The organism is Clostridium saccharobutylicum DSM 13864, assembly GCF_000473995.1.
Classification (GTDB): domain Bacteria; phylum Bacillota; class Clostridia; order Clostridiales; family Clostridiaceae; genus Clostridium; species Clostridium saccharobutylicum.
In genome coordinates this window covers 4,629,093-4,649,430 of the sequence record NC_022571.1, presented here as the reverse complement: position 1 = coordinate 4,649,430, position 20,338 = coordinate 4,629,093, and the positions used below count along the sequence as shown (strand labels likewise).

Sequence of the window (20,338 nt, the reverse complement as noted above, 5' to 3'; positions counted from 1 at the left end):
TTATCATAAAATATAAGAAATTAATAAAAAGTAAAAGTATTATCATATTTTTATAGTTGTCAATTTTAGTAGAGATACGTTATTTGATTGTAGTTTTTCAGCTATTTTGTGATTATAAAAAGTTAATCATATTTACTTTAGATTGGTTATCACATTTCTTCATTACGATTACCATCATCACAATCTGGGAATAATGGATCTAAATTTTGATCAGGATAGAACTTAGGAATTGGAGCTTTTTCAAATATCTCGCATGGATCTTCCTCCGGTTCTTCTTCACATGGTGCTTTAGGAACTGGACAGTAGTCGTAAGTTGGGATAAGGAGCTGTACAATAAGTTCACATTTTACAATGATATAATATCCCAAAGTGATATCTAAAACCTCTTTTCCAGCTTCATCTTTTAGTAATTCACCAGCTAGAGCATCAGCAACCATTTCAAGTTTTATTATATTAGAATCCAAATCTTGTGGCTGATTACCAGGTACAAAACTAGCAGAAATTTGAGCTATAGAATCAGGACAATAAAATTTTCCAATTACATCTGTTCTATTGATCTCATATAATTCACTTTTATTTACACCATTAGCATCAATATAATCTGCACAGAAAGAAATTTTGTAAGAAATAATTATTTTTTTAAAATTTGGATTTCCCATTAGTGGAATTTTATCCACAGAGAGTAATGTTAAATTAAAGTCTCTGCTACCAATATATCTCTTAGGATCTGTTAGAGGGTTACTTCTTAATTCGAAATCAGTTGTATTTGTATCTGGACCTTCACCATATACAAGACATTTTTTGATTAAACATTGATCAAATATTTTAGGTACTTCAATGCAAACCAATTCAGAAGGATCTGGTAAACGTCCTTGTTTATTTACAAGACCAGGACGTGGTGAAAATCTTTTTAAATTTACGGACATAAATTATCCTCCTTTTCAAAGAATTATAATAAGGCACGTGAAAATAAATAAAAAGTTCAATATTTGAATGTGCCTAAATATAAGTCTATTCAATACTTTTAATACATTATATGTAAGTACATAAAAGAGGTGAAAATAAAAAAATAGATTAAGCACAATTAAATTTGTGCGTGTACATAAAACAATTTTTTATTTTATGGATGCATAATAGATTTTTACTAAAAATATAATTTTAGAAAGGAGGAATTAGAATGAATTGTGTATGTCCTTGGATATATGTTGATTATAGAAATAATATATGGGATTTTTTCAAAAACGGCAATAAAGAATTATGTTACAAGATTATGTATGGAGAAGGAAAATGGAGCAAAGAAAGTCTAATTGATAAGGAAATACGGGGATTTGCTATTTATATTGAAGATGATGAGACAATACATATAGTATATAGCAACATTAAAGGAGAGCTAAAATACTGTACAATGAAGAATAAGCGATGGGTAGGAATGACGCTTTATCAAATAGATGTTGATGAATTTGAAATACAGAGTTTGAAAATTCGAATTATACGAGATGAAATGCATATATTTTATTTATTAATAGGTAAAGATGGCAGTGATCATGGTGTGTTAATGCATTGTATATGGAATGGAAGAGAAACAAAGGTTAATACTTTATCGGATATTATATTGGTACCTAATATAAATGAGCACTATATGTTAAATATAAATGAAAATAATGATATTGATACATTTTTTATCACAGATGAAGGAGATGAAATATCTTTAAATTATTGTAGTTTTCAAAATCATATATGGTCTTCTGTAAAAAGGCTCTATGGTATTCAAGGAGAGGAAATCGATTTTGAAGTGCTAGTGGACAAAGAAGAGATTAATATACTAAATAAATCTAGAGAAGATGCTATATATTTTTTAGATCATGTTCGTATAGATAAAGGTGGAATTATTCAGGAATTCAGAGTTTATGAAAGTAGTAAGGAATTATCGGAACCTCTGGTATTTGTTAAAGACAGAAAGCTTTATTCTTGTTGGTTAGAGCAAGGTGAAATTTTGTATTCAGTTTTTGATAATGAAAAATGGCGTAAGGCATATCATTTTGATAGGGGGAATGAACTTCCAGTAAGTCGATATAATTGCTTTATTTGCTCAGATGGAGGGAGTTCAATTAAAGCAATGAAAGCTTATGCAACTGATGAACCAGATTTATATCTGTTTGTCCCAAGTCAGTTTGTAATAAATAGAAAGGAGTCACTAAAAGATGAGAGAATTAAAGTTACTGAAGATTTATCCAGTGAAGGAGAAGAGGTTCAAAGATTAAAACTTAAATTATCTCGGATGAAACTAGAGAAGAAAGACTTAGAGAATAAAATTGACTCTTTAAATATGCAATTAAAAAAAAGACTAAAATCTATACACGAGTATGAAGAGGAATTTGTTAGATTAGTAGAACAAAAGCGAAAGGCAGATGAAAATTACAAAGTATTCTTAGAATTGCAACAAAATATCCAAAAGAAACTGGAGAATACAAATAAGCAGTTATTAGAAGAAAGAAATGTTAAAGCAAGTATTGAAAATGAGCTGAAAGAATATAAGGAAAAAAATATATTAATTAAGCAACAAGTTGAAATGCTGAGTACGGAAAATGAAAGATTAAATAAAGAGATTGAGTTAGAAAAGGAAAATATTCAAGAGAAATTGGAGGAGTTAAATACAAATTTATTAGAAGAAAGAAATATTAAAGCAAGTATTGAAAGTGAGCTTAAAGAATGCAAGGAAGAAAATAGCTTAATTAAGCAGCAAGTTGAAATGATGAGTGAGGAAAATAAAAGATTGAATAAAGAGCTTGAATTTGAGAGGAATCAATCTATTATGGAACGATTATTAAAAAGAAGATCAAATGGAATATAAGGCATATACAATTGGACTTGTTATCTAAATTAACATATATGACTTGGTAGCATAAAATAAATTATGATGTATATCATAGAGGTGAAAAATATGGCAACAGAAGAGTATGATTATATAATGACATTTACATCCCATAATAGGGCACTATATATGTATCAGCGATTAACTGGAAGAAATATTAAAGTCAAACTTGTTACAGCTCCTAATAAAATTAATATTAGCTGTACTCAAGCAGTAAAATTCAAGGAAATAGATATAGAAATCATTCAAACTGAACTTAAAAGGAATAATATTTATCCTACTGCAACATTTAAGATTATAAAAGATGGAAAAAATGAAACTTATGAATTAGTTAATTAGGAATACTTGGGCGTATTTGAGCATGTTCAAAAAATAATAGACAAGTATATTTGTATAGTTGATCTATTATTTTTTATTGAATAATAATAATGGATAAAGCATATTCTTTAATATGATGCATATTAAAAATACAATGAAGGAATAATTTTATATATATTTAATTATGTTATTTTTTTGAATATGCTTAGTAATAAATAGGGTGATGATAAGTCTGTGGTTGATAAAAAAGAGAAAATGATTTATTATGTATCAAACTTAGGAATATCTACGGTATCTATTATCGACGGTGATGGCTATCATATTATAAAGGAAGTTGAAATTGGTCCAAGACCGCAAAATATAATCGTAGATGAAAGTAATAATATATATATAGCTAGTGATAGAAATGGAAAAGTTACAGTTATTCATGATTTATATGATTGTATTAAAACATGGGATATGCCTAATAATGGAAATATACAAGTAGATTCTATAGCTCATAAGATTTATGTCTGTAATACTGATGAAGTATGTATTTATGATTTAAGAACTGGGGAAAAGATTGGTTCTTTGAGAGGATTTATTGCAGCAGATAGTATAGAACTTAATAAGAATAAGAAAAGATTATTTGTTTTGGATGTTTTACAGAATGAAATAAAAGTTTATGATACATCAAATCTTAATTTAATAAAGATATACAAAGATATTGGAAATTCACCTAAGTATATTCTCATTGAAGAAAATGAAAATTATATTTATATTGCTAATAGAGAAAAAATATATATATTAAATATTGAAAATGAGAATATTTCATTTATAGATTTAGAAAAGAGATCTATTATTACATCCTTGGAACAAAGTGGAACTTTTTTATATGTGGCAAATGATGGATTACATAGAATTGAAGTTATAGATACATTAAAAAGAAAATGTATAGCAAATATCACAACTACTATGCAAAAAGTAAAAAGAATTAGATTGTCTCCAGATAAAAAAATATTACTTGTAATTGGTCAAAATATTGAAGGAAAAGGTGTAATTAATAGAATAGATGTGTCTGGAAATGTTATTTTAGATACTTTTGATTTAGAAAAAAAGAATGGTATACCATATGATATTGGAGTTGCTATTCAAAGAAGATTGCCAAAGAAAGAAGAAGCTTTGAGTATAATAGATTCAGAAGATACATTAAAAAAAGAAAACGGAACTACAATACTTGCAAAAAAAGTTTTGTCAACCTATCAAGAAAAAATAATTTTTCAGGATGTATCAATAAAACTAACTTCTGAAGAAGAAGAAATTATAAATATAGACGAAATTAGATTTAAAAAGTGCGAAATTATAAATGAAACAAGAAATAGAGAAATTATAGATAATCGAAAAGAATATTCAATGCTAAAATATAACTTTTACATACCATATTATATCTGGTATAAAGATGAACATGGTAGGAAGTATATTGATGAAGGAAAGATAGAAGGAATACAAAATGCTACATTATATATACCAGCGTATGCAGAACAACAAGGAGTTGAATTTGTAGTTAATTCCTTTACTAAATTAACAAGTAATCCAGAAATTATAAACAATGACTTAAAGTTTAGTGTTAGTGTTTTGATTTCAACAAGAGCAATTGTAGATGAATTAGTATTCATACCGTTTTTTAAGAATTGTGATGTTCAGGCATGTGAAAATAAATAACAAGTCAAATTTGCTATGGATATTTTTAATTAGTCAAGGATGTTAATTGCCCTCATAGCGGGCATATTAGGTCAATTTGCTGACACAGCATGATTGAAAATAGGCTGACAATAGACTCGTTATTTATTTAAATATGCCTTATAATGAGGATAAGGCATATTCAAATAGAGAATTGAGCAAAGATAGTGTGTTATAAAGTAGAAAATGATATAATTATAATTTAGAAGAGATCGCTGATAAATTTAGTTTATTAGCGGTCTAAATTATTTTTAAGTGTACATAATGAAGTAGTTGTTATAGACTTATGGGAAAAATGATTGTAATGTACATAGCATATTGAATATGATATAATATTTTAGTTAACAATGAAGAAAAATAGAAAATTTTATATACAAAAATGTATATTAAAATTAACAATATAAAATTAAAATTGAAACATATATATTAGTTTAATATAGGTAATATTAAAAATGAAAATCTATATTTAGGCACATGAAAGAAAATAACAAGTCTAAAATGCCTTAAATGATAGAATTTAGGCATATGAAAGAAAATAACAAGTCCAAAATGCTATGATTATTTTGCATCAGGCAAGGAAGTGGATTTGTCTCATAGCGGGCTATTAGAGGAATACACTAACGTAGCATGATGCAAAATAGGCTTTGCAGATGGACTCGTTATTTTTTTGAATGTGCCTTAGTCCAATGTAAATAAGTTATAGGAAGCTTATAAATGAACTGTACATTAAAAAGGAGGATTTTACTTTGGCTGATTATATAAATGAAATAGAAAAAAGAAGAACCTTTGCAATTATATCTCACCCTGATGCAGGTAAAACTACATTGACAGAAAAGTTTTTATTATATGGAGGAGCTATTAGACTTGCAGGTTCTGTTAAAGCTAGAAAGGCATCTAAGCATGCAGTTTCTGACTGGATGGAAATCGAAAAGCAAAGAGGTATCTCAGTTACTTCTTCAGTTATGCAATTTAACTATAATGATCACTGTATTAACATATTAGATACTCCAGGTCACCAAGACTTCTCAGAAGATACATATAGAACTCTTATGGCTGCAGACTCAGCAGTTATGGTTGTAGATGCTGCTAAAGGTATAGAAGATCAAACAAGAAAGTTATTCCATGTTGCTTCTTTAAGAGAAATGCCAATCTTTACATTTATAAATAAGATGGATAGAGAAGCTAAAGATCCATTCCAATTATTAGATGATATTGAAAATGAACTTGGAATTAAAACTTATCCAATGAATTGGCCAATTGGTTCTGGTAAAGAATTCAAAGGAGTATACGAAAGAGACAATAACAGAATTATAGCTTTCAATGGTGGAAATCACGGTCAAAATGAAGTTGAAGCAATAGAAGGTTCACCAGATGATCCTAAGTTTAGAGAAATATTAGGAGATGCTCTTCATGATAAATTAATGGAAGACATTGAGCTTTTAGATATTGCCGGAGATGAATTAGATTTAGATGCTGTACGTCGTGGAGAATTAACTCCAGTATTCTTTGGATCAGCATTAACTAACTTTGGTGTAGAACCATTCTTGGAACATTTCTTAGAAATGACTACATCACCACTTGCTAGAAATTCAAGTGCTGGAACTATTGATCCATTTGAAGATAAGTTCTCTGCTTTTGTATTTAAGATTCAAGCAAACATGAATAAAGCTCATAGAGATAGAATCGCATTTATGAGAATTTGTTCAGGTAAATTTAATAAAGGTGAGGATGTATACCACATGCAAGGTGGAAAGAAGATTAAATTAGCTCAGCCACAACAATTTATGGCTCAAGATAGAGAAATTGTTGAAGAAGCTTATGCAGGAGATATAATTGGTGTATTTGATCCAGGTATATTCTCAATTGGAGATACATTATGTTCACCATCAAAGAAATTTAAATTTGAAGGAATTCCAACTTTCGCTCCAGAACATTTTGCTAGAGTTAGACCAGTAGATACTATGAAGAGAAAACAATTTATAAAAGGTGTTACTCAAATTGCACAAGAAGGAGCAATTCAAGTATTTAAAGAAACTCATATTGGTATGGAAGAAATCATAGTTGGAGTTGTTGGTGTACTTCAATTTGAAGTATTAGAATATAGATTAAATAACGAATATAATGTTGATGTAAAGATGGATAGATTAGATTACAGATTTGTTAGATGGATTGAAAACAAAGATGTTGATATGGATTCATTAAACTTAACTTCAGACACTAAGAAAGTTAAGGATCTTAAAGATAGAAATCTTCTTATATTCCAAAATGACTGGGGTATAAGCTGGGCACTAGATCATAATAAAGGATTAATATTATCTGGTGTAGGAAAAAGTGAAGACTAAAAACTATAGATAAATAACTTATATTTAAAATTAGGTAGTAATTGATTGATATTCCAAGTAAATATGTAAAAGATAATGAGAGCTTAGGCACATTAAAGAAAATAACAAGTCCAAAATATCATGATTATTTTTCATCAGGCAAGGAAACACATTTGTCTCATAGCCGACTATTAGAGAAATCTGCTAACATAGAATGATGAAAAATAGGCTTGTCAGATGGAATTGTTATTTTTTTAATGTTCCTTAAAAGCTCTCATTATTATTATATAAATTTTATAAATTAAAAGCCTTTATAGGAACCATATAAAATCACATCTTCTGTATCACCAGATTGAATAGGAGGGCTTACAGCAATATTATATGTTTTATCTATAGGAAGAGGAGTATCATTTAAAGAGTTATCATATTCATCTGATACATAATAATGATTTATTTGCCCACTAGAAGCACGAGTTACTTGTAAATCTACAACTATATAATAAACTGATGCTGGAGCTACAGTTCCTGTAACTCTTACTGTTCTAGTAATGGAGGTGTTTGGAGGATATGGGTTGCAATTACTTCCGCAAGCTTCCTTACAAACTTTAAACAAAATAGCTTCAAGTTCTTTTTTGCATATCTTTATATATTTCTCACAACAATCATCTTTAAAGTATTCACCATTACAATTTTTTTTACAACAACAATCCTGAGAACATTTATTATTACATTCTTTTTTACAACATTTGTTAGAAGAATATGGCTCATAATTTACTATTATAAATGGTACAAGATAGCTGTCTGAACTTTTTACAGATCCAAAGCTTGTAAGGATATCTTCATTTCTTCCATATAGTATTATACCTTTATTTTTTAAGCTGTTTTTTACCCATGACGAAACTATAGTTGTAATATCTATTGTTACTGATATATTATCGGTCAATGGATAAAAGTTTATTACAGTATAATGATCATAATTAGGAGAATTATTATAAGTTGTATAAGTACTGAAGTATTCATAGAGCGGACTTATGGAGAATTTTTTACTAGTATCATAATAAAAATTATCAGTCTTAAAAAGCGTAAGTTTTGCATTATGAACTATAGCATTAGCAGGTATTGATGAGATATCCCAAAACAAATAACTGTAGTAGTTATAGTTAGAATCAGAGCCTACTATTATTTTATCTTCATTTAAACTTTTATCAGAATATTTATTTGTAACGCTTAGGCTTTTAATAGCTGGAATTGTAATACTTTTCATAAATTAACCTCCATTTTTCCAATACCGTTGACCATATAATGATAATCAGATGACATTTGTTTTGTGAAATTTACCTGTAATGATATATGTTACAAAGAAAGATAAGGCAAGTCGTAGATTATTTTATTCATTGTAGTAATGATATGTATGAGATTTTTCTTGTTGCTATAATAATGATTTGCAATGTTATTAATAAAATATGTTAAAAACATGGAGCCGTATACTGACTCCATGAAATTTATATCAAAGTTTTTATTAGTGTTTGAAGCTATTTACAACAGTTGTCGAACTAACTGATTGAGTACCAAATAGTTTAGGAGTAATAACTATCTGATAGTTACCGGCACCAGACCATGCTCGAGCAGTAGTAGCAGTAGCACTAGCAGCAATTTGAAATGTCTTATAAAAAGTTTCGTGACCACCATTACGAGAAGCAACAGCTTGAATTTCAATAAAACCTGCATCATTGTGTGCAGGGATAGTTCCTGTAGCATAAATTGTTTGAATAGTGCTGTTTTGAGGTGTATCAAAACTTGCCATTAAATAACATCTCCTTTAATTAATTTCTTAGATTTTTTGTATCAGTATAGTAATATTATATTATTGTTTTCTAAAATTGTGATAAAGTAATACATATTTCATGGTTTTGTAAAGTACGTTATTTTAAATTCATAATTTAAAGGATTTTATTAATTAATTCATTTTTACGTGCCTAAAATTAAACTTATTCATAAATAAAATTTTAAAAAGTCAATAATAGGAAATGGCAAATCATAATTTAAATCATCAGAGAATAGAATATTGTAATCAGAATTTTGGAGTGATTTAATGAAAGACAACTTGGGCAATATTACAAAGCAATCAAAAGATGAATTAATAAATACTACTGAAAATCTAAAAGAAGATGTTTCAGGTATTGTAAAAGATAAAATTAAGTTAGCGTTTTTTGTAAAGATGGGGCTAGATAGTTTTTTAGGTGATATTATTGAAGGTCTGTCACAAGAATATGAGATAAAAAAAATTATAACAATAGAATATAAGCAAATTGAAGACGGTATGCAATGGGCAGATATTTGTTGGTTTGAATGGTGTGATGAATTAATAGCATATGGAAGTAAATTAGAGTTGGCTAAAGAAAAGAAAATTATATGTAGACTTCATAGTTATGAAGCATTTACAGATTATATTAATAATGTTAATTGGAGTAATGTAAATAGATTAATAGTAGTTTGTGAGCATATAAAGAGTTTTATTATTAAAAATTTTAGCATAGATGAAAAAATAGTAAGTATTATACCTAATGGAATAGATGAAAAAAGGTGGAGATTTAAAGAGCGAGAAAATGGATTTAATATAGCTTATGTAGGATATATAAATTATAAGAAAGGGCCAATGCTTTTATTACACACTTTTAAAGCTATTTATGAGACAGATCATAGATATAAATTATATATTGCAGGAATTTTTCAAGATAATAGATATGTGCTGTATTATAATCAAATGATACATGAATTTGGATTGGAGAATAATGTTGTATATGAAGGGTGGCAAAATGATTTAGATACGTGGCTTGAAGATAAAAATGCGATATTATGCACTAGTGTACTTGAATCACAAAATATGAGTGTTATGCAGGCGATGTGTAAAGGGATAAAGCCGATAATACACAATTTTGTAGGGGCTAGATTAATATATCCATCTCAATATGTATGGAATACAATAACTGAAGCTGTCGAAATGATTTCCGATAAAAATTACACTTCAAAAGTATATAGGGCATTTATTAAAGAAAGATATTCATTAAATGATCAATTAATGAAAATTAAAGATCTATTAATTAGTTTGCCAGAAAAAATGTCTAAAGGAAATTTAAATTATATAAATTCAAATGATTTAAAGAAAAGTAGTGATCAAGTTGATTTAATGAAAACAAAATTTACGGTAAATTCAGATGATATTACTAATACAGAAGCTTTATTTGATTATTTATTAAGCATAAATGATGAAGAAAGCTATATGAAATATTTAAGTGAGTGGTTTATAAGAAGTAAATATGAATTAACATTCAAATTCAATTATTATTATGGAAATATGTATAGGAGATTTACTAGTTATTCAAGATTCAAATATATGCAAAAAAATGTATATGAGGAAATGGATAAAATCGGAGGCAAAATTTTAGAAGAGAATTATTTAACTTATTTTAATAATAAAAAAATAAGTTTAAAAGAAAATAAGAGAAAGATTTTATTTATATTAAATGGTTTGGATATACATCAGAGTGTAACACAATTCTTTATAAATTATTTACAAAGTTCTGAGAATATTAAACATAGATATTCAGTATTGAGCCTTTTAAACAAGAATGAATTTAATAATAGTAAAGAAAGTATAGATTATTTTAATAAGTTAAATGTAAATTTATTTGTACCAATTAGCAATTGTATTGAAGATAAAATTAAAGAATTTTACATTTATATAAGTGAAGGGAATTTTGATTATGTAGTATATCAAAGTTTATATTTTGCACCTATAGGAGTATTGTTATATCCATTATTAAAAAAAGTTTGTAAAATTATTGGAAAAATTCAATTTCAACAGCCAGAAGATTATTTTGATGAGAAATTGGATTTTTGTTACACGTATATTAAAAAAGATAATTGTTGTAAAAATATATTTGAATTAATCTCACCAATAAATACTGAGTTAGTGGATAAAAATCTGGATATAAGAACTTTATTTAATATTGATAGGAAGAAAAAAGTAGTAATTTCAATTGGAAGGCCTATAAAATACAAAAACAATGAATTTTGGAATTTTGCAATTAAGCTTATTAATGAAATACATGACATATGTCTTGTTGTATTTGGAGGCGATTATAGCGAGTTTAAGCAATATGTTCCAAATAAATTAATTGAGGAATACAAGGTGATTTTTGCAGGATTTAATTTAGAAGCATCATCATATCTAAAAAGTTGTGATTTTTATTTAAATTCATATCCTGGTGGAGGATATTCTCTAGAAGAAGCTTATTATGCAGAATTGCCTATTATTACTTTTTGTAAAGAAGAAAATGATGAAGCATTTAATGTAATGAATGCTAGTTATATGGCTCCAGCATATTTATATAATAATGCAAAAACTATTTTCCCTAAAACAGGTGATTTTGATCAATTATTAAGTTATTCTAAAAAATTAATTCAAGATGATAGTTTTAGAAATACTATCAAAATTAATAGAAAAATAGAAAGTAATAATTTAAAATTTGAGTATTTTGTAAAAGAGTTTGAAAAATATATGGATAATATAGCAAATAATAATGGGAGAAATAATAAATGATAAAAAGTAAAAAAATATTTCTAACAGGTGGTGCAGGCTTTATAGGCACAAAGTTGTGTGAAAAGCTTAGCAGTAATAATGAATTGTTAATATATGATAATTTAAAAAGAAATTCGATTAAAAATACAAATTTATTAAATAAAGATAATATAAAATTAGTTAAGGGCGATATTTTAAATTTTAATTTTTTAAAACATGCCATAGAAGAATTTAAACCTAACATAGTAATTCATTTAGCTGCGATTGCAGGAATAGATACTGTTATAAAAAATCCAGTGAGCACTATGAAGGTTAATATGATTGGAACTTATAATATTCTTGAAGCATTAAAGGATCAAAAAATAGAAAGATTTATAGATTTCTCAACTTCGGAGATATTTGGATCTTATGCATATAAAGTTGATGAAGCACATACAACAAATTTAGCTCCTGTAGGAGAAGCAAGATGGACTTACTCGGTATCAAAACTTGCAGGAGAACATTTAGCGTATAGTTTTTATAAGGAGTATGAACTTCCAATAGTAACAATAAGGCCTTTTAATATATATGGAGATGGCCAGGTTGGTGAAGGTGCGATTCATCAATTTGTTGTAAGAGCTATCAAAAATGAGCAGATACAAATTCATGGCGAAGGAAATCAAATACGATCTTGGTGTTATATTGATGATTTTATAAATGGAGTAATGTTATGTTTAGATAATGAGAGAGCAATAGGACAAGCATTTAATATTGGAAATCCAAGAGGAACTATTACTATAGCCATGCTTGCAAAATTAATAAAGAGAATAGCAAAGTCTAAATCTGAAATTGTTTATGTACCAAAAAATTATGTGGATATAGAACTGAGAAGTCCAAGCATAGAAAAAGCTAAAGAGATTTTGAAATTTGTACCTAAATATGATTTAGATGAGGGGTTAGAAAGAACAATTAAGTGGTATAGAGGTGTTTTAAATGATTAAACTAGCTTCTCCGGATATAGGACAGGAAGAATTGGATGAAATAAAAAAAGTTTTTGATTCAAAATATTTGGTGCAAGGAGATAAAGTAGAAGAATTTGAAAATCAATTAAAAGAATATTTAAATGCTAAATATTGCTTTGCTGTTAGCAGTGGAACTGCTGCATTGCATTTAGCTTTGCTTGCCATTGGAATAAAGGCAAATGATGAAGTTATAGTGCCTGATTTTACTTTTCCAGCAACAGCTAATGTAGTAGAAATTGTAGGTGCTACAACTAAGTTTGTAGATATTAAACTAGATAGTCTATGTATAGATACAGATAAAATAGAAAATGCAATTACTGATAAAACAAAAGCAATAATACCTGTTCATGAATTTGGACAGCCAGCAGATATGGATAAAATAGTGGCTATAGCTAAAAAATATAATTTAAAAGTTATAGAAGATGCTGCTTGTGCACTTGGAGCGGAATATAAAGGGAAAAAGGTCGGAACGATTGGAGATATTGGTTGTTTTAGTCTTCATCCAAGAAAAGCTATAACAACGGGTGAAGGTGGAATTGTAGTTACAAACAATTCTAAATTAGCAGAAAGTATTAGAATACTCAGAAATCATGGACTGAACTATAAAAATGGAAAAATAAGATTTGTACAGGCAGGTTTAAATTATAGAATGACAAATATCCAAGGAGCTATTGGAACAGTACAAATGAAAAAATTAGAATTAATAAATGAGAGAAGAATTGAAGTAGCAAAGAAGTATAATAATTTACTTAAAAATGTGAAGTTTGTAACATTGCCAGAAGAAAAAAGTTATGAAAAACATGTTTGGCAAACATATCATATACTTTTAGATAAAAGAATTGACAGAGATAAATTAATTAGCAAGTTAAAAGATAAAGGAATAGAAACTAATTTTGGCGCTTATTCTGTACATGAAGAGCCTTACTATAAAGAGAAATATGGGTATGAAAATTGCCAATTTTACAATTCCATATATGCTCATAAGCATGGAATGGCATTACCTATGCATAACAATATTTGTTCGAAAGAGATAATTTATATTGTGTCAGAATTGGAGAAAATATTAAATGAATAATAATATAATAACGTATTTCAAAGAAAATGGAATGATAAATCCAAAGAGAAGTATTAATCTAATATACAAAGCAATAAAATTTACCAAATTGAATTTAAATGGAATTATAGTTTTTACTGAGGCTGCATGTGGTGAGTTTCTATATACGCCTATAATAGCAGCAATGGCTGGGGCTAAAAAAGTGTATGCAATAACTAAAGATTCAAAGTATGCATCTAAAGATGAGGTGAAAAAGAAAACAATGCTATTTGCTGAGCTTTGTGATGTTGCAGATAAAATAGATGTAGTGTTTGATAAGATGAATATTAATGAAGCTGATATAGTAACTAATTTAGGTTTTGTAAGACCTATTGATAAAGAAACAATAGATATGATGAAAGAGAATGCAGTGATTCCATATATGTGTGAAACATGGGAATTAAGAAATGACGATATAGATATAAATTATTGCAGACAAAAAGCTATTAATGTAATGGGAACAAATGAAAATTATCCAGGATTAGATACATTTAAATTTAGTGGCCCACTTGCAATAAAAATGTTATTTGATGTGGGCATAGAGATTTATAAAAGTAAGATTGTAATTGTAAGTAATGATAATTTTGGACAGAGGATATATACTACATTATCAAAATTGTCATCAGATGTAGTGGTGATAAGAAATTTATTAGAAGAAAACCATCATTTATTAGTAAATGCAGATGCTTTAATTGTGGCAGATTATACTTCAGAAAAATGTTTTATAGGCAAAAATAATTCGGAAATAACATCAAAGAAATTAAAAGCATTGTCAAATTTTATAACAGTGGTACAGTATGCTGGGATAGTGGATATTGACGATTTAAAAGAAAACTGTATAAATTTTTATCCAGATTATGAAGTAGGAAATTATAGAATGGGAAAAACCTTGGCATATTTAGGACCAAAACCAATAATTGATTTACATTGTGCGGGGCTTAAAGTTGGAGAAATCATGTATAAAAATAGTAAAAAACAGATTAGAAATAAATTGTGTCAAGAATTTTTATAAGTATGAGGAAGGTAAAAAATGAAATTATCTGAATTAGTTAATAAAATAGAGAATATTAGTATTTATAATGATGGAGAATTTGATAATCTTGATTATTCAAGCTCTAAGACGAAAAGTAGGATTTTAACATTTATTAATGATGAAAAATATATACACACATTATCAGAATCTGTAACTTGTATAATATGTGATGCTAAGATAGCTAAAATACTTCCTGATAAATATGGAATTTGTTTATCAGATAATCCACGTTTAAGTTTTTACTTAATCCATAATTGTTTATGCAGGGATCTTAACTTATATAATAAAGAAGAGTTTGAGACTATTATAGGAGATAATTGTATAATACGTGATAGGAAAGGTATAAGTAGAAAGAATGTCATTATTGGTAATAATGTAACTATAGAGGAAAATGTTATTATTAGAGAAAATGTTAAAATATTGGATGATGCAGTAATTAGGTCTGGAGTTATACTAGGAGGTGAAGGATTTCAGTTTAATAAAGAAGGAAGAACCTTTTTTATTGAGCATTGTGGTGGGGTAGAAATAGGTAGGAATGTTGAGGTGCAATACAATACCTGTATTGATAAAGCAATGTTTCCATGGGATAATACTATAATTGGGGAAGAAACCAAAATTGATAATTTAGTACATGTAGGACATGGAGCAAAGGTTGGGAAAAGATGTTTAATTGCAGCTAATGCATTAATTGGTGGAAGTTCAATTATTGGAAATGATTGCTGGATTGGGGTAAGTGTAACTATATCAAATGGACTTATTGTTGGCAATAATGCGAGTATTAAAATAGGAGCTGTTGTTACTACCAATATAGCAGATGGAAGTGCTGTTTCAGGAAATTTTGCAATAGAACATAGCAAATTTATTAAATTTATTAAGAGTATAAGATGAATTGTATAATTTTATGTGCAGTTATAGAGTTAATATGTAAATATAAATGATGTAGTAGTAGTTAAAAATTTCGATAGTAATATTGTGGTTGTTAGAAATCCAGCTAAACTATAGAATAACAGTTAAGTAATAAGAAAAAATAGGAATGAGATAACATATACTTTTTCTTCAGTATATGTTATCTCATTTTTATTTTTTTATTATTGCAAAATTAAAGAACTAATTAGTAAGAAAAACATATTATATTATTGAACTTAGGCACATTCAAATAAATAACAAATTCATTTGCCTTAACTGAAAAAAATTGACTAACTAGGGGAGAATTAGATGTTAAATAAGGATAACTTAATCTATAAGATTAATAATAAAACAGCAACTGTAGGTATTGTTGGATTAGGATATGTAGGCTTACCTTTGGCAGTTGAATTTGCAAAAGGTGGATATAAAGTATTGGGATTTGATATTCAAGAGAAGAAAGTTAATATGATTAATAATGGAGAAAATTATATCAGTGATGTTATGAATGAAGAACTAAAGTTTGTAATTGAAAATAGAAGATTAAAAGCGAGTAATGAAATTAAGTTTTTGAAAGACACAGATGTAATATTAATTTGTGTTCCTACTCCATTAGATAAGTATCAACAACCTGACATAAGCTATGTTAAAGAATCTACAGAATCAGTTGGAAAGTACTTGCATGAAGGGATGCTCGTAATTCTTGAAAGTACAACTTATCCAGGAACTACTGAAGAATTAGTATTACCTACATTAGAGAAAATGTCTGGTTTAAAGTGTGAAAAAGATTTTTACTTAGCATTTTCACCTGAAAGGGTGGATCCTGGAAATTCAATATATCATACTGCTAATACAGCAAAGGTAGTCGGAGGAGTAGGGAGAAATAGCACGGAAATAGCAGCAACATTATATAGGAATGTTTTAAACAGCGAAATTTTTGAAGTATCTACTCCAAGAGTAGCTGAAATGGAAAAAATTCTTGAAAATACTTATAGAAATATAAATATTGGATTAATTAATGAAATGGCAGTTATATGTAATAAGATGAATATAAATATTTGGGAGGTTATAGAAGCAGCAAAAACTAAGCCTTATGGTTTTCAAGCATTTTATCCAGGTCCCGGGCTTGGCGGACATTGTATACCATTGGACCCATATTATTTAACCTGGAAAGCTCGAGAATATGATTATCACACAAGACTTATAGAAACCTCAGGGGAAATTAATAATTTTATGCCTCAATATATAGTGCAAAGAGCTGCTAGTATATTGAATAAATTTAATAAAGCTTTAAATAAAGCAAATATCTTGATATTAGGAATAGCCTATAAAAGTGATATAGACGATTATCGAGAAAGTCCTGCGCTTAAGATAATAGAAAATTTTCAAAAACAAGGTTCAGAAGTAGAATTTTATGATCCATATATATCATCTTATATGTATAAAGGCAAAGAGCATTATGGAATAAAATTGACACAGGAAGTATTAAGGAATGCAGATTTAGTTGTTATAACTACTGCCCATAAAAAATATAATTATAGCTTTATTCAAGAGAATTCTATATTCATATTTGATACAAGAAATGCAACTAAAAATGTTCAAAATAAAGATAATATTGAATTACTATAAGATACTAAAAGTGTCTATCTCATTAAATATATTCCATAAGATAGGAGGATTTCATGAAGAATCAAGTAAGTTTATGTATGATTGTAAAAAATGAAGAAGAATATTTACCCAAATGTCTTAAAAGTATTAAAGATATTGTTGATGAAATAATAGTAGTTGATACAGGTTCTACAGATAAAACAGTAGAAATTGCTAAAAGTTATGGTGCAAAAATTTATTACTTTAAATGGAATAATAATTTTAGTGAAGCTAGAAATGAATCTTTAAAATATGCCACAAAAGATTGGATATTCATATTAGATGCAGATGATGAGTTAAGTTTAGAGGGAAGAGAAGCATTTAAAGCATTACTAGATATGGAATTAGATGAAAAAGCAATTTATCATTTCGAGACATTAAGTTACTATGGAAGTGTCATAGAAAATGGTAATATTGCTGTAAATTTAAATCCACGGTTATTTAAAAATTATCGTGGTATTCATTATGAAGGAGAAGTTCATAATCAATTAATTAGAGTAAATGGAGAGTATAATGCTGTTTGCAATGATATAAAAATATATCATTATGGATACCTTGATAAAAGAATCATTTCTAAAGATAAAAGAAATAGAAATATACCTATTTTGAATGAACAAATTAAAAAAGATCCTAATAATAAATTTGCTTATTTTAATTTGGGAAATGAATATGGGGCAGAAGATGATACAAATAAAGCGTTGGAATGTTATTATAAGGCTTATGAAAATTTTACTCCAGATATAGGTTTTGGTTCTTTGTTGATATTACGAATAATTGTTTCTAATTTAATATTAAAAAAATATGATGAAGCTTTAAAATTTATAAGTATAGGGAATTCAAATTATCCAAAATGTACAGATTATTATTTTTATGAATCAATTGTTTGGAAAGAGCTTGATAGACCTACTCTTCAAATAAAAGCATTGAAAAAGTGTATTGAACTTGGTGAACCGCCTTCTGAATTGAAATTTATATTTGGAACATGGAGTTATAGAGCTTATTATGAGTTAGGTAAAGTCTATATGAAATATAGGGATTATTATACTGCTTATAATTATTATGTTGATGCCTTGAAATCAAAACCTGATTATATTGAACCTTTATATGATATAGCAAATGCATTAAAAGCACAAAATGTATCACTTGAAGAGATGAAAAGAATAATAGAAGAGTTTTTCCCAGAAGACAAAAAGATTCATTATGGAACTATTGCTGATTTATTTTATTATATTGGATATTACAACATAGCATTAGAATATATAAAAGAATATGAAGAATCAGTAAGTGCTACTGAAAATACAATCATGCTAAAATCAAGATGTCTTATAAGAACTGGCGATTTTAAAGAATGTACTAGTATAAATTATACTGATAAAAAAAGCTCAAATTATATAATTTTGTCTATGTATAAAGTTTTAAGTTTTGCATTACTAAATAGATATGAAGATGCATTATTTATAATAAATAGTTTTAATGAAAAGAATTTATCTAATTATGATAAAAAGTATTTAGGGGTATATTCTGAGTTAATAAAATTACTAACCCAAAAATCAACAAGTATGTTGTCAGAGGATGAAAATGATAAAGAATATATGAATATAATTTTAGAAGTTATAGAAATATTGCTTATAAATAATAAATTTGATGAATTAAAAGTAGCTGTTAATTTGCTAAATTTAGTAAACACTAAATATGCATTACTTTATCTTGGAAAATTATATTATAAATATGGATATATTGATCTTGCGAAGAAAGAAATATTAAGATCAATAAAAGAAGTTGATATATATGATGCAGAAGGATTAGATATATTAAAATACTAAATTAGTTAATAGAGATGTTCAAATTATATATCATACTTATGGGATAGTTAACCGAAATTCCATAAATTTTTGTTTCATAGGGTAATGAAATTTTTAATAAAAGGTTCAAAGTACAAGGTTGTGCCAATTCTTGCATGCTTCTAAGATAAAATTAGGACAAGCAAAAAACGCATAACTTTGTACTAATAACTTTAAGAATTCAATCTATATTAAATGAAGAAGTGAAAATAATACAAATGTACAAGTTAAATTTTATAATACAATAACAATGGATTAAATTGATAAGATTAAAAGTCAATGGTCAATATGTGAAGACGAGAAATTATATTCTTTTGATATTTATAATGATTACTGGGAAATAGAATACTATTATGTAGTAATAGAAAGTAAAAATTTAAATACAATAAAAGATGATAACTTTTAAGAGAATATCATCTTTTATTGCATTTAAAAGGATATTTTTATTCAAGGCATTAGAATAAGTCGTCACCGCTCTTAAACCCAAAACCAGGATGATTATCAAATCTAACGACACCTACAATTGCCTTGCCTTTTACTGCTTTATTTACCATTGCAGTACCTTCTATTCCAAATCCACCGCAAAGCTCTATTGCAGTAATACCTTCCTCAGCTAATTCAATTGCTACCTTTTCAGCCTCTTGATAATTATCAACTCCTACTACTGTCAGTGCTACATTGGGAGTATCTACTACTGTTCTATGTTTATTGGGATTAGCTTCTGTAGCTATAAATATAAATGCTGCCTTAAGTTTCATGTTTATTCATTCCTTTCAATATCATTTATCACTAAATTTAAATTATTATTTTAAAACTTAGCTTAAAATACATTTAAAAATAAAAAGCAAGAATACTTGTCCGTTTTTATCTATGACTCACCAATGTATTTTTATAAATAATATGTTATTTTGTTCCAAACATAATAAAAGTGTAACATAAAGAATTTTTTTATTCAATGAGAACTGGATTTATATGTAGACAAGTTTATGTTTAGAGTCACGTGCAGAC

15 protein-coding genes are annotated in these 20,338 nt (G+C 27.4%); 11 read left to right on the top strand and 4 right to left on the bottom strand.

What is annotated here, in order from left to right:
• Positions 1-149: 149 nt before the first annotated feature.
• Positions 150-926: a hypothetical protein gene (locus tag CLSA_RS20095; RefSeq protein WP_022750051.1), complete on the bottom strand. Its 777-nt coding sequence runs from the start codon at positions 924-926 to the stop codon at positions 150-152.
• Positions 927-1,177: 251 nt separating this feature from the next.
• Between CLSA_RS20095 and CLSA_RS20090 the strand changes: the two genes are divergently transcribed.
• The 4 genes from CLSA_RS20090 (at position 1,178) to CLSA_RS20075 (ending at position 7,251) form a co-directional block, all read left to right on the top strand.
• Positions 1,178-2,851 (top strand): hypothetical protein, encoded by a 1,674-nt coding sequence (locus CLSA_RS20090; RefSeq protein WP_022750047.1) that lies wholly within the window; start codon positions 1,178-1,180, stop codon positions 2,849-2,851.
• 90 nt (positions 2,852-2,941) lie between these two features.
• Positions 2,942-3,211, top strand: coding sequence for a putative Se/S carrier protein (locus tag CLSA_RS20085; protein ID WP_022750045.1), 270 nt, complete (start codon positions 2,942-2,944; stop codon positions 3,209-3,211).
• A gap of 213 nt (positions 3,212-3,424) precedes the next feature.
• Positions 3,425-4,891: a YncE family protein gene (locus CLSA_RS20080; protein WP_022750041.1), complete on the top strand. Its 1,467-nt coding sequence runs from the start codon at positions 3,425-3,427 to the stop codon at positions 4,889-4,891.
• A gap of 764 nt (positions 4,892-5,655) precedes the next feature.
• Positions 5,656-7,251 carry a peptide chain release factor 3 gene (locus tag CLSA_RS20075; protein WP_022750039.1) on the top strand — a complete coding sequence of 532 codons (1,596 nt, stop codon included), beginning with the start codon at positions 5,656-5,658 and terminating at the stop codon, positions 7,249-7,251.
• 280 nt (positions 7,252-7,531) lie between these two features.
• Here the strand turns inward: CLSA_RS20075 and CLSA_RS20070 are convergent, their stop codons facing one another.
• Both CLSA_RS20070 and CLSA_RS20065 read right to left on the bottom strand, forming a co-directional pair.
• Positions 7,532-8,494 (bottom strand): DNRLRE domain-containing protein, encoded by a 963-nt coding sequence (locus tag CLSA_RS20070; RefSeq protein WP_022750037.1) that lies wholly within the window; start codon positions 8,492-8,494, stop codon positions 7,532-7,534.
• A gap of 255 nt (positions 8,495-8,749) precedes the next feature.
• Positions 8,750-9,034, bottom strand: a complete 285-nt coding sequence (locus tag CLSA_RS20065; protein ID WP_022750033.1) for a hypothetical protein — start codon at positions 9,032-9,034, stop codon at positions 8,750-8,752.
• A gap of 288 nt (positions 9,035-9,322) precedes the next feature.
• Here CLSA_RS20065 and CLSA_RS20060 point away from each other — a divergent pair, with 288 nt between their 5' ends.
• The 7 genes from CLSA_RS20060 to CLSA_RS20030 all read left to right on the top strand — a co-directional run bounded on the left by CLSA_RS20060 (position 9,323) and on the right by CLSA_RS20030 (position 19,312).
• On the top strand, positions 9,323-11,833 hold the full coding sequence (locus CLSA_RS20060; protein WP_022750028.1) for a glycosyltransferase: 2,511 nt from the start codon (positions 9,323-9,325) through the stop codon (positions 11,831-11,833).
• Positions 11,830-12,792, top strand: a complete 963-nt coding sequence (locus CLSA_RS20055; protein ID WP_022750023.1) for an NAD-dependent epimerase/dehydratase family protein — start codon at positions 11,830-11,832, stop codon at positions 12,790-12,792. The genes CLSA_RS20060 and CLSA_RS20055 overlap by 4 nt, the downstream gene beginning before the upstream one ends.
• Positions 12,785-13,888, top strand: a complete 1,104-nt coding sequence (locus CLSA_RS20050; protein WP_022750019.1) for a DegT/DnrJ/EryC1/StrS family aminotransferase — start codon at positions 12,785-12,787, stop codon at positions 13,886-13,888. The genes CLSA_RS20055 and CLSA_RS20050 overlap by 8 nt, the downstream gene beginning before the upstream one ends.
• Complete coding sequence (locus CLSA_RS20045) at positions 13,881-14,918, top strand: hypothetical protein (RefSeq protein ID WP_022750017.1); 1,038 nt, start codon at positions 13,881-13,883, stop codon at positions 14,916-14,918. The genes CLSA_RS20050 and CLSA_RS20045 overlap by 8 nt, the downstream gene beginning before the upstream one ends.
• 18 nt (positions 14,919-14,936) lie before the next feature.
• Positions 14,937-15,827 (top strand): UDP-3-O-(3-hydroxymyristoyl)glucosamine N-acyltransferase, encoded by an 891-nt coding sequence (locus CLSA_RS20040; RefSeq protein ID WP_022750014.1) that lies wholly within the window; start codon positions 14,937-14,939, stop codon positions 15,825-15,827.
• Positions 15,828-16,154: 327 nt separating this feature from the next.
• On the top strand, positions 16,155-17,471 hold the full coding sequence (locus CLSA_RS20035) for a nucleotide sugar dehydrogenase (RefSeq protein ID WP_022750010.1): 1,317 nt from the start codon (positions 16,155-16,157) through the stop codon (positions 17,469-17,471).
• 53 nt (positions 17,472-17,524) lie between these two features.
• Positions 17,525-19,312, top strand: a complete 1,788-nt coding sequence (locus CLSA_RS20030; protein ID WP_022750006.1) for a tetratricopeptide repeat-containing glycosyltransferase family 2 protein — start codon at positions 17,525-17,527, stop codon at positions 19,310-19,312.
• Between the two features lie 473 nt (positions 19,313-19,785).
• Here the strand turns inward: CLSA_RS20030 and CLSA_RS20025 are convergent, their stop codons facing one another.
• Positions 19,786-20,088 (bottom strand): DUF6506 family protein, encoded by a 303-nt coding sequence (locus tag CLSA_RS20025; protein ID WP_022750003.1) that lies wholly within the window; start codon positions 20,086-20,088, stop codon positions 19,786-19,788.
• Positions 20,089-20,338 lie beyond the last annotated feature (250 nt).

Excerpts from the sequence above, each read along its gene's own strand:
- CLSA_RS20035 (WP_022750010.1), top strand. The coding sequence starts at position 16,155 with ATGTTAAATAAGGATAACTTAATCTATAAGATTAATAATAAAACAGCA.
- CLSA_RS20040 (WP_022750014.1), top strand. The coding sequence starts at position 14,937 with ATGAAATTATCTGAATTAGTTAATAAAATAGAGAATATTAGTATTTAT.
- CLSA_RS20095 (WP_022750051.1), bottom strand. The coding sequence starts at position 926 with ATGTCCGTAAATTTAAAAAGATTTTCACCACGTCCTGGTCTTGTAAAT.
- CLSA_RS20065 (WP_022750033.1), bottom strand. The coding sequence starts at position 9,034 with ATGGCAAGTTTTGATACACCTCAAAACAGCACTATTCAAACAATTTAT.
- CLSA_RS20060 (WP_022750028.1), top strand. The coding sequence starts at position 9,323 with ATGAAAGACAACTTGGGCAATATTACAAAGCAATCAAAAGATGAATTA.
- CLSA_RS20025 (WP_022750003.1), bottom strand. The coding sequence starts at position 20,088 with ATGAAACTTAAGGCAGCATTTATATTTATAGCTACAGAAGCTAATCCC.
- CLSA_RS20070 (WP_022750037.1), bottom strand. The coding sequence starts at position 8,494 with ATGAAAAGTATTACAATTCCAGCTATTAAAAGCCTAAGCGTTACAAAT.
- CLSA_RS20055 (WP_022750023.1), top strand. The coding sequence starts at position 11,830 with ATGATAAAAAGTAAAAAAATATTTCTAACAGGTGGTGCAGGCTTTATA.
- CLSA_RS20085 (WP_022750045.1), top strand. The coding sequence starts at position 2,942 with ATGGCAACAGAAGAGTATGATTATATAATGACATTTACATCCCATAAT.
- CLSA_RS20030 (WP_022750006.1), top strand. The coding sequence starts at position 17,525 with ATGAAGAATCAAGTAAGTTTATGTATGATTGTAAAAAATGAAGAAGAA.
- CLSA_RS20050 (WP_022750019.1), top strand. The coding sequence starts at position 12,785 with ATGATTAAACTAGCTTCTCCGGATATAGGACAGGAAGAATTGGATGAA.
- CLSA_RS20090 (WP_022750047.1), top strand. The coding sequence starts at position 1,178 with ATGAATTGTGTATGTCCTTGGATATATGTTGATTATAGAAATAATATA.
- CLSA_RS20045 (WP_022750017.1), top strand. The coding sequence starts at position 13,881 with ATGAATAATAATATAATAACGTATTTCAAAGAAAATGGAATGATAAAT.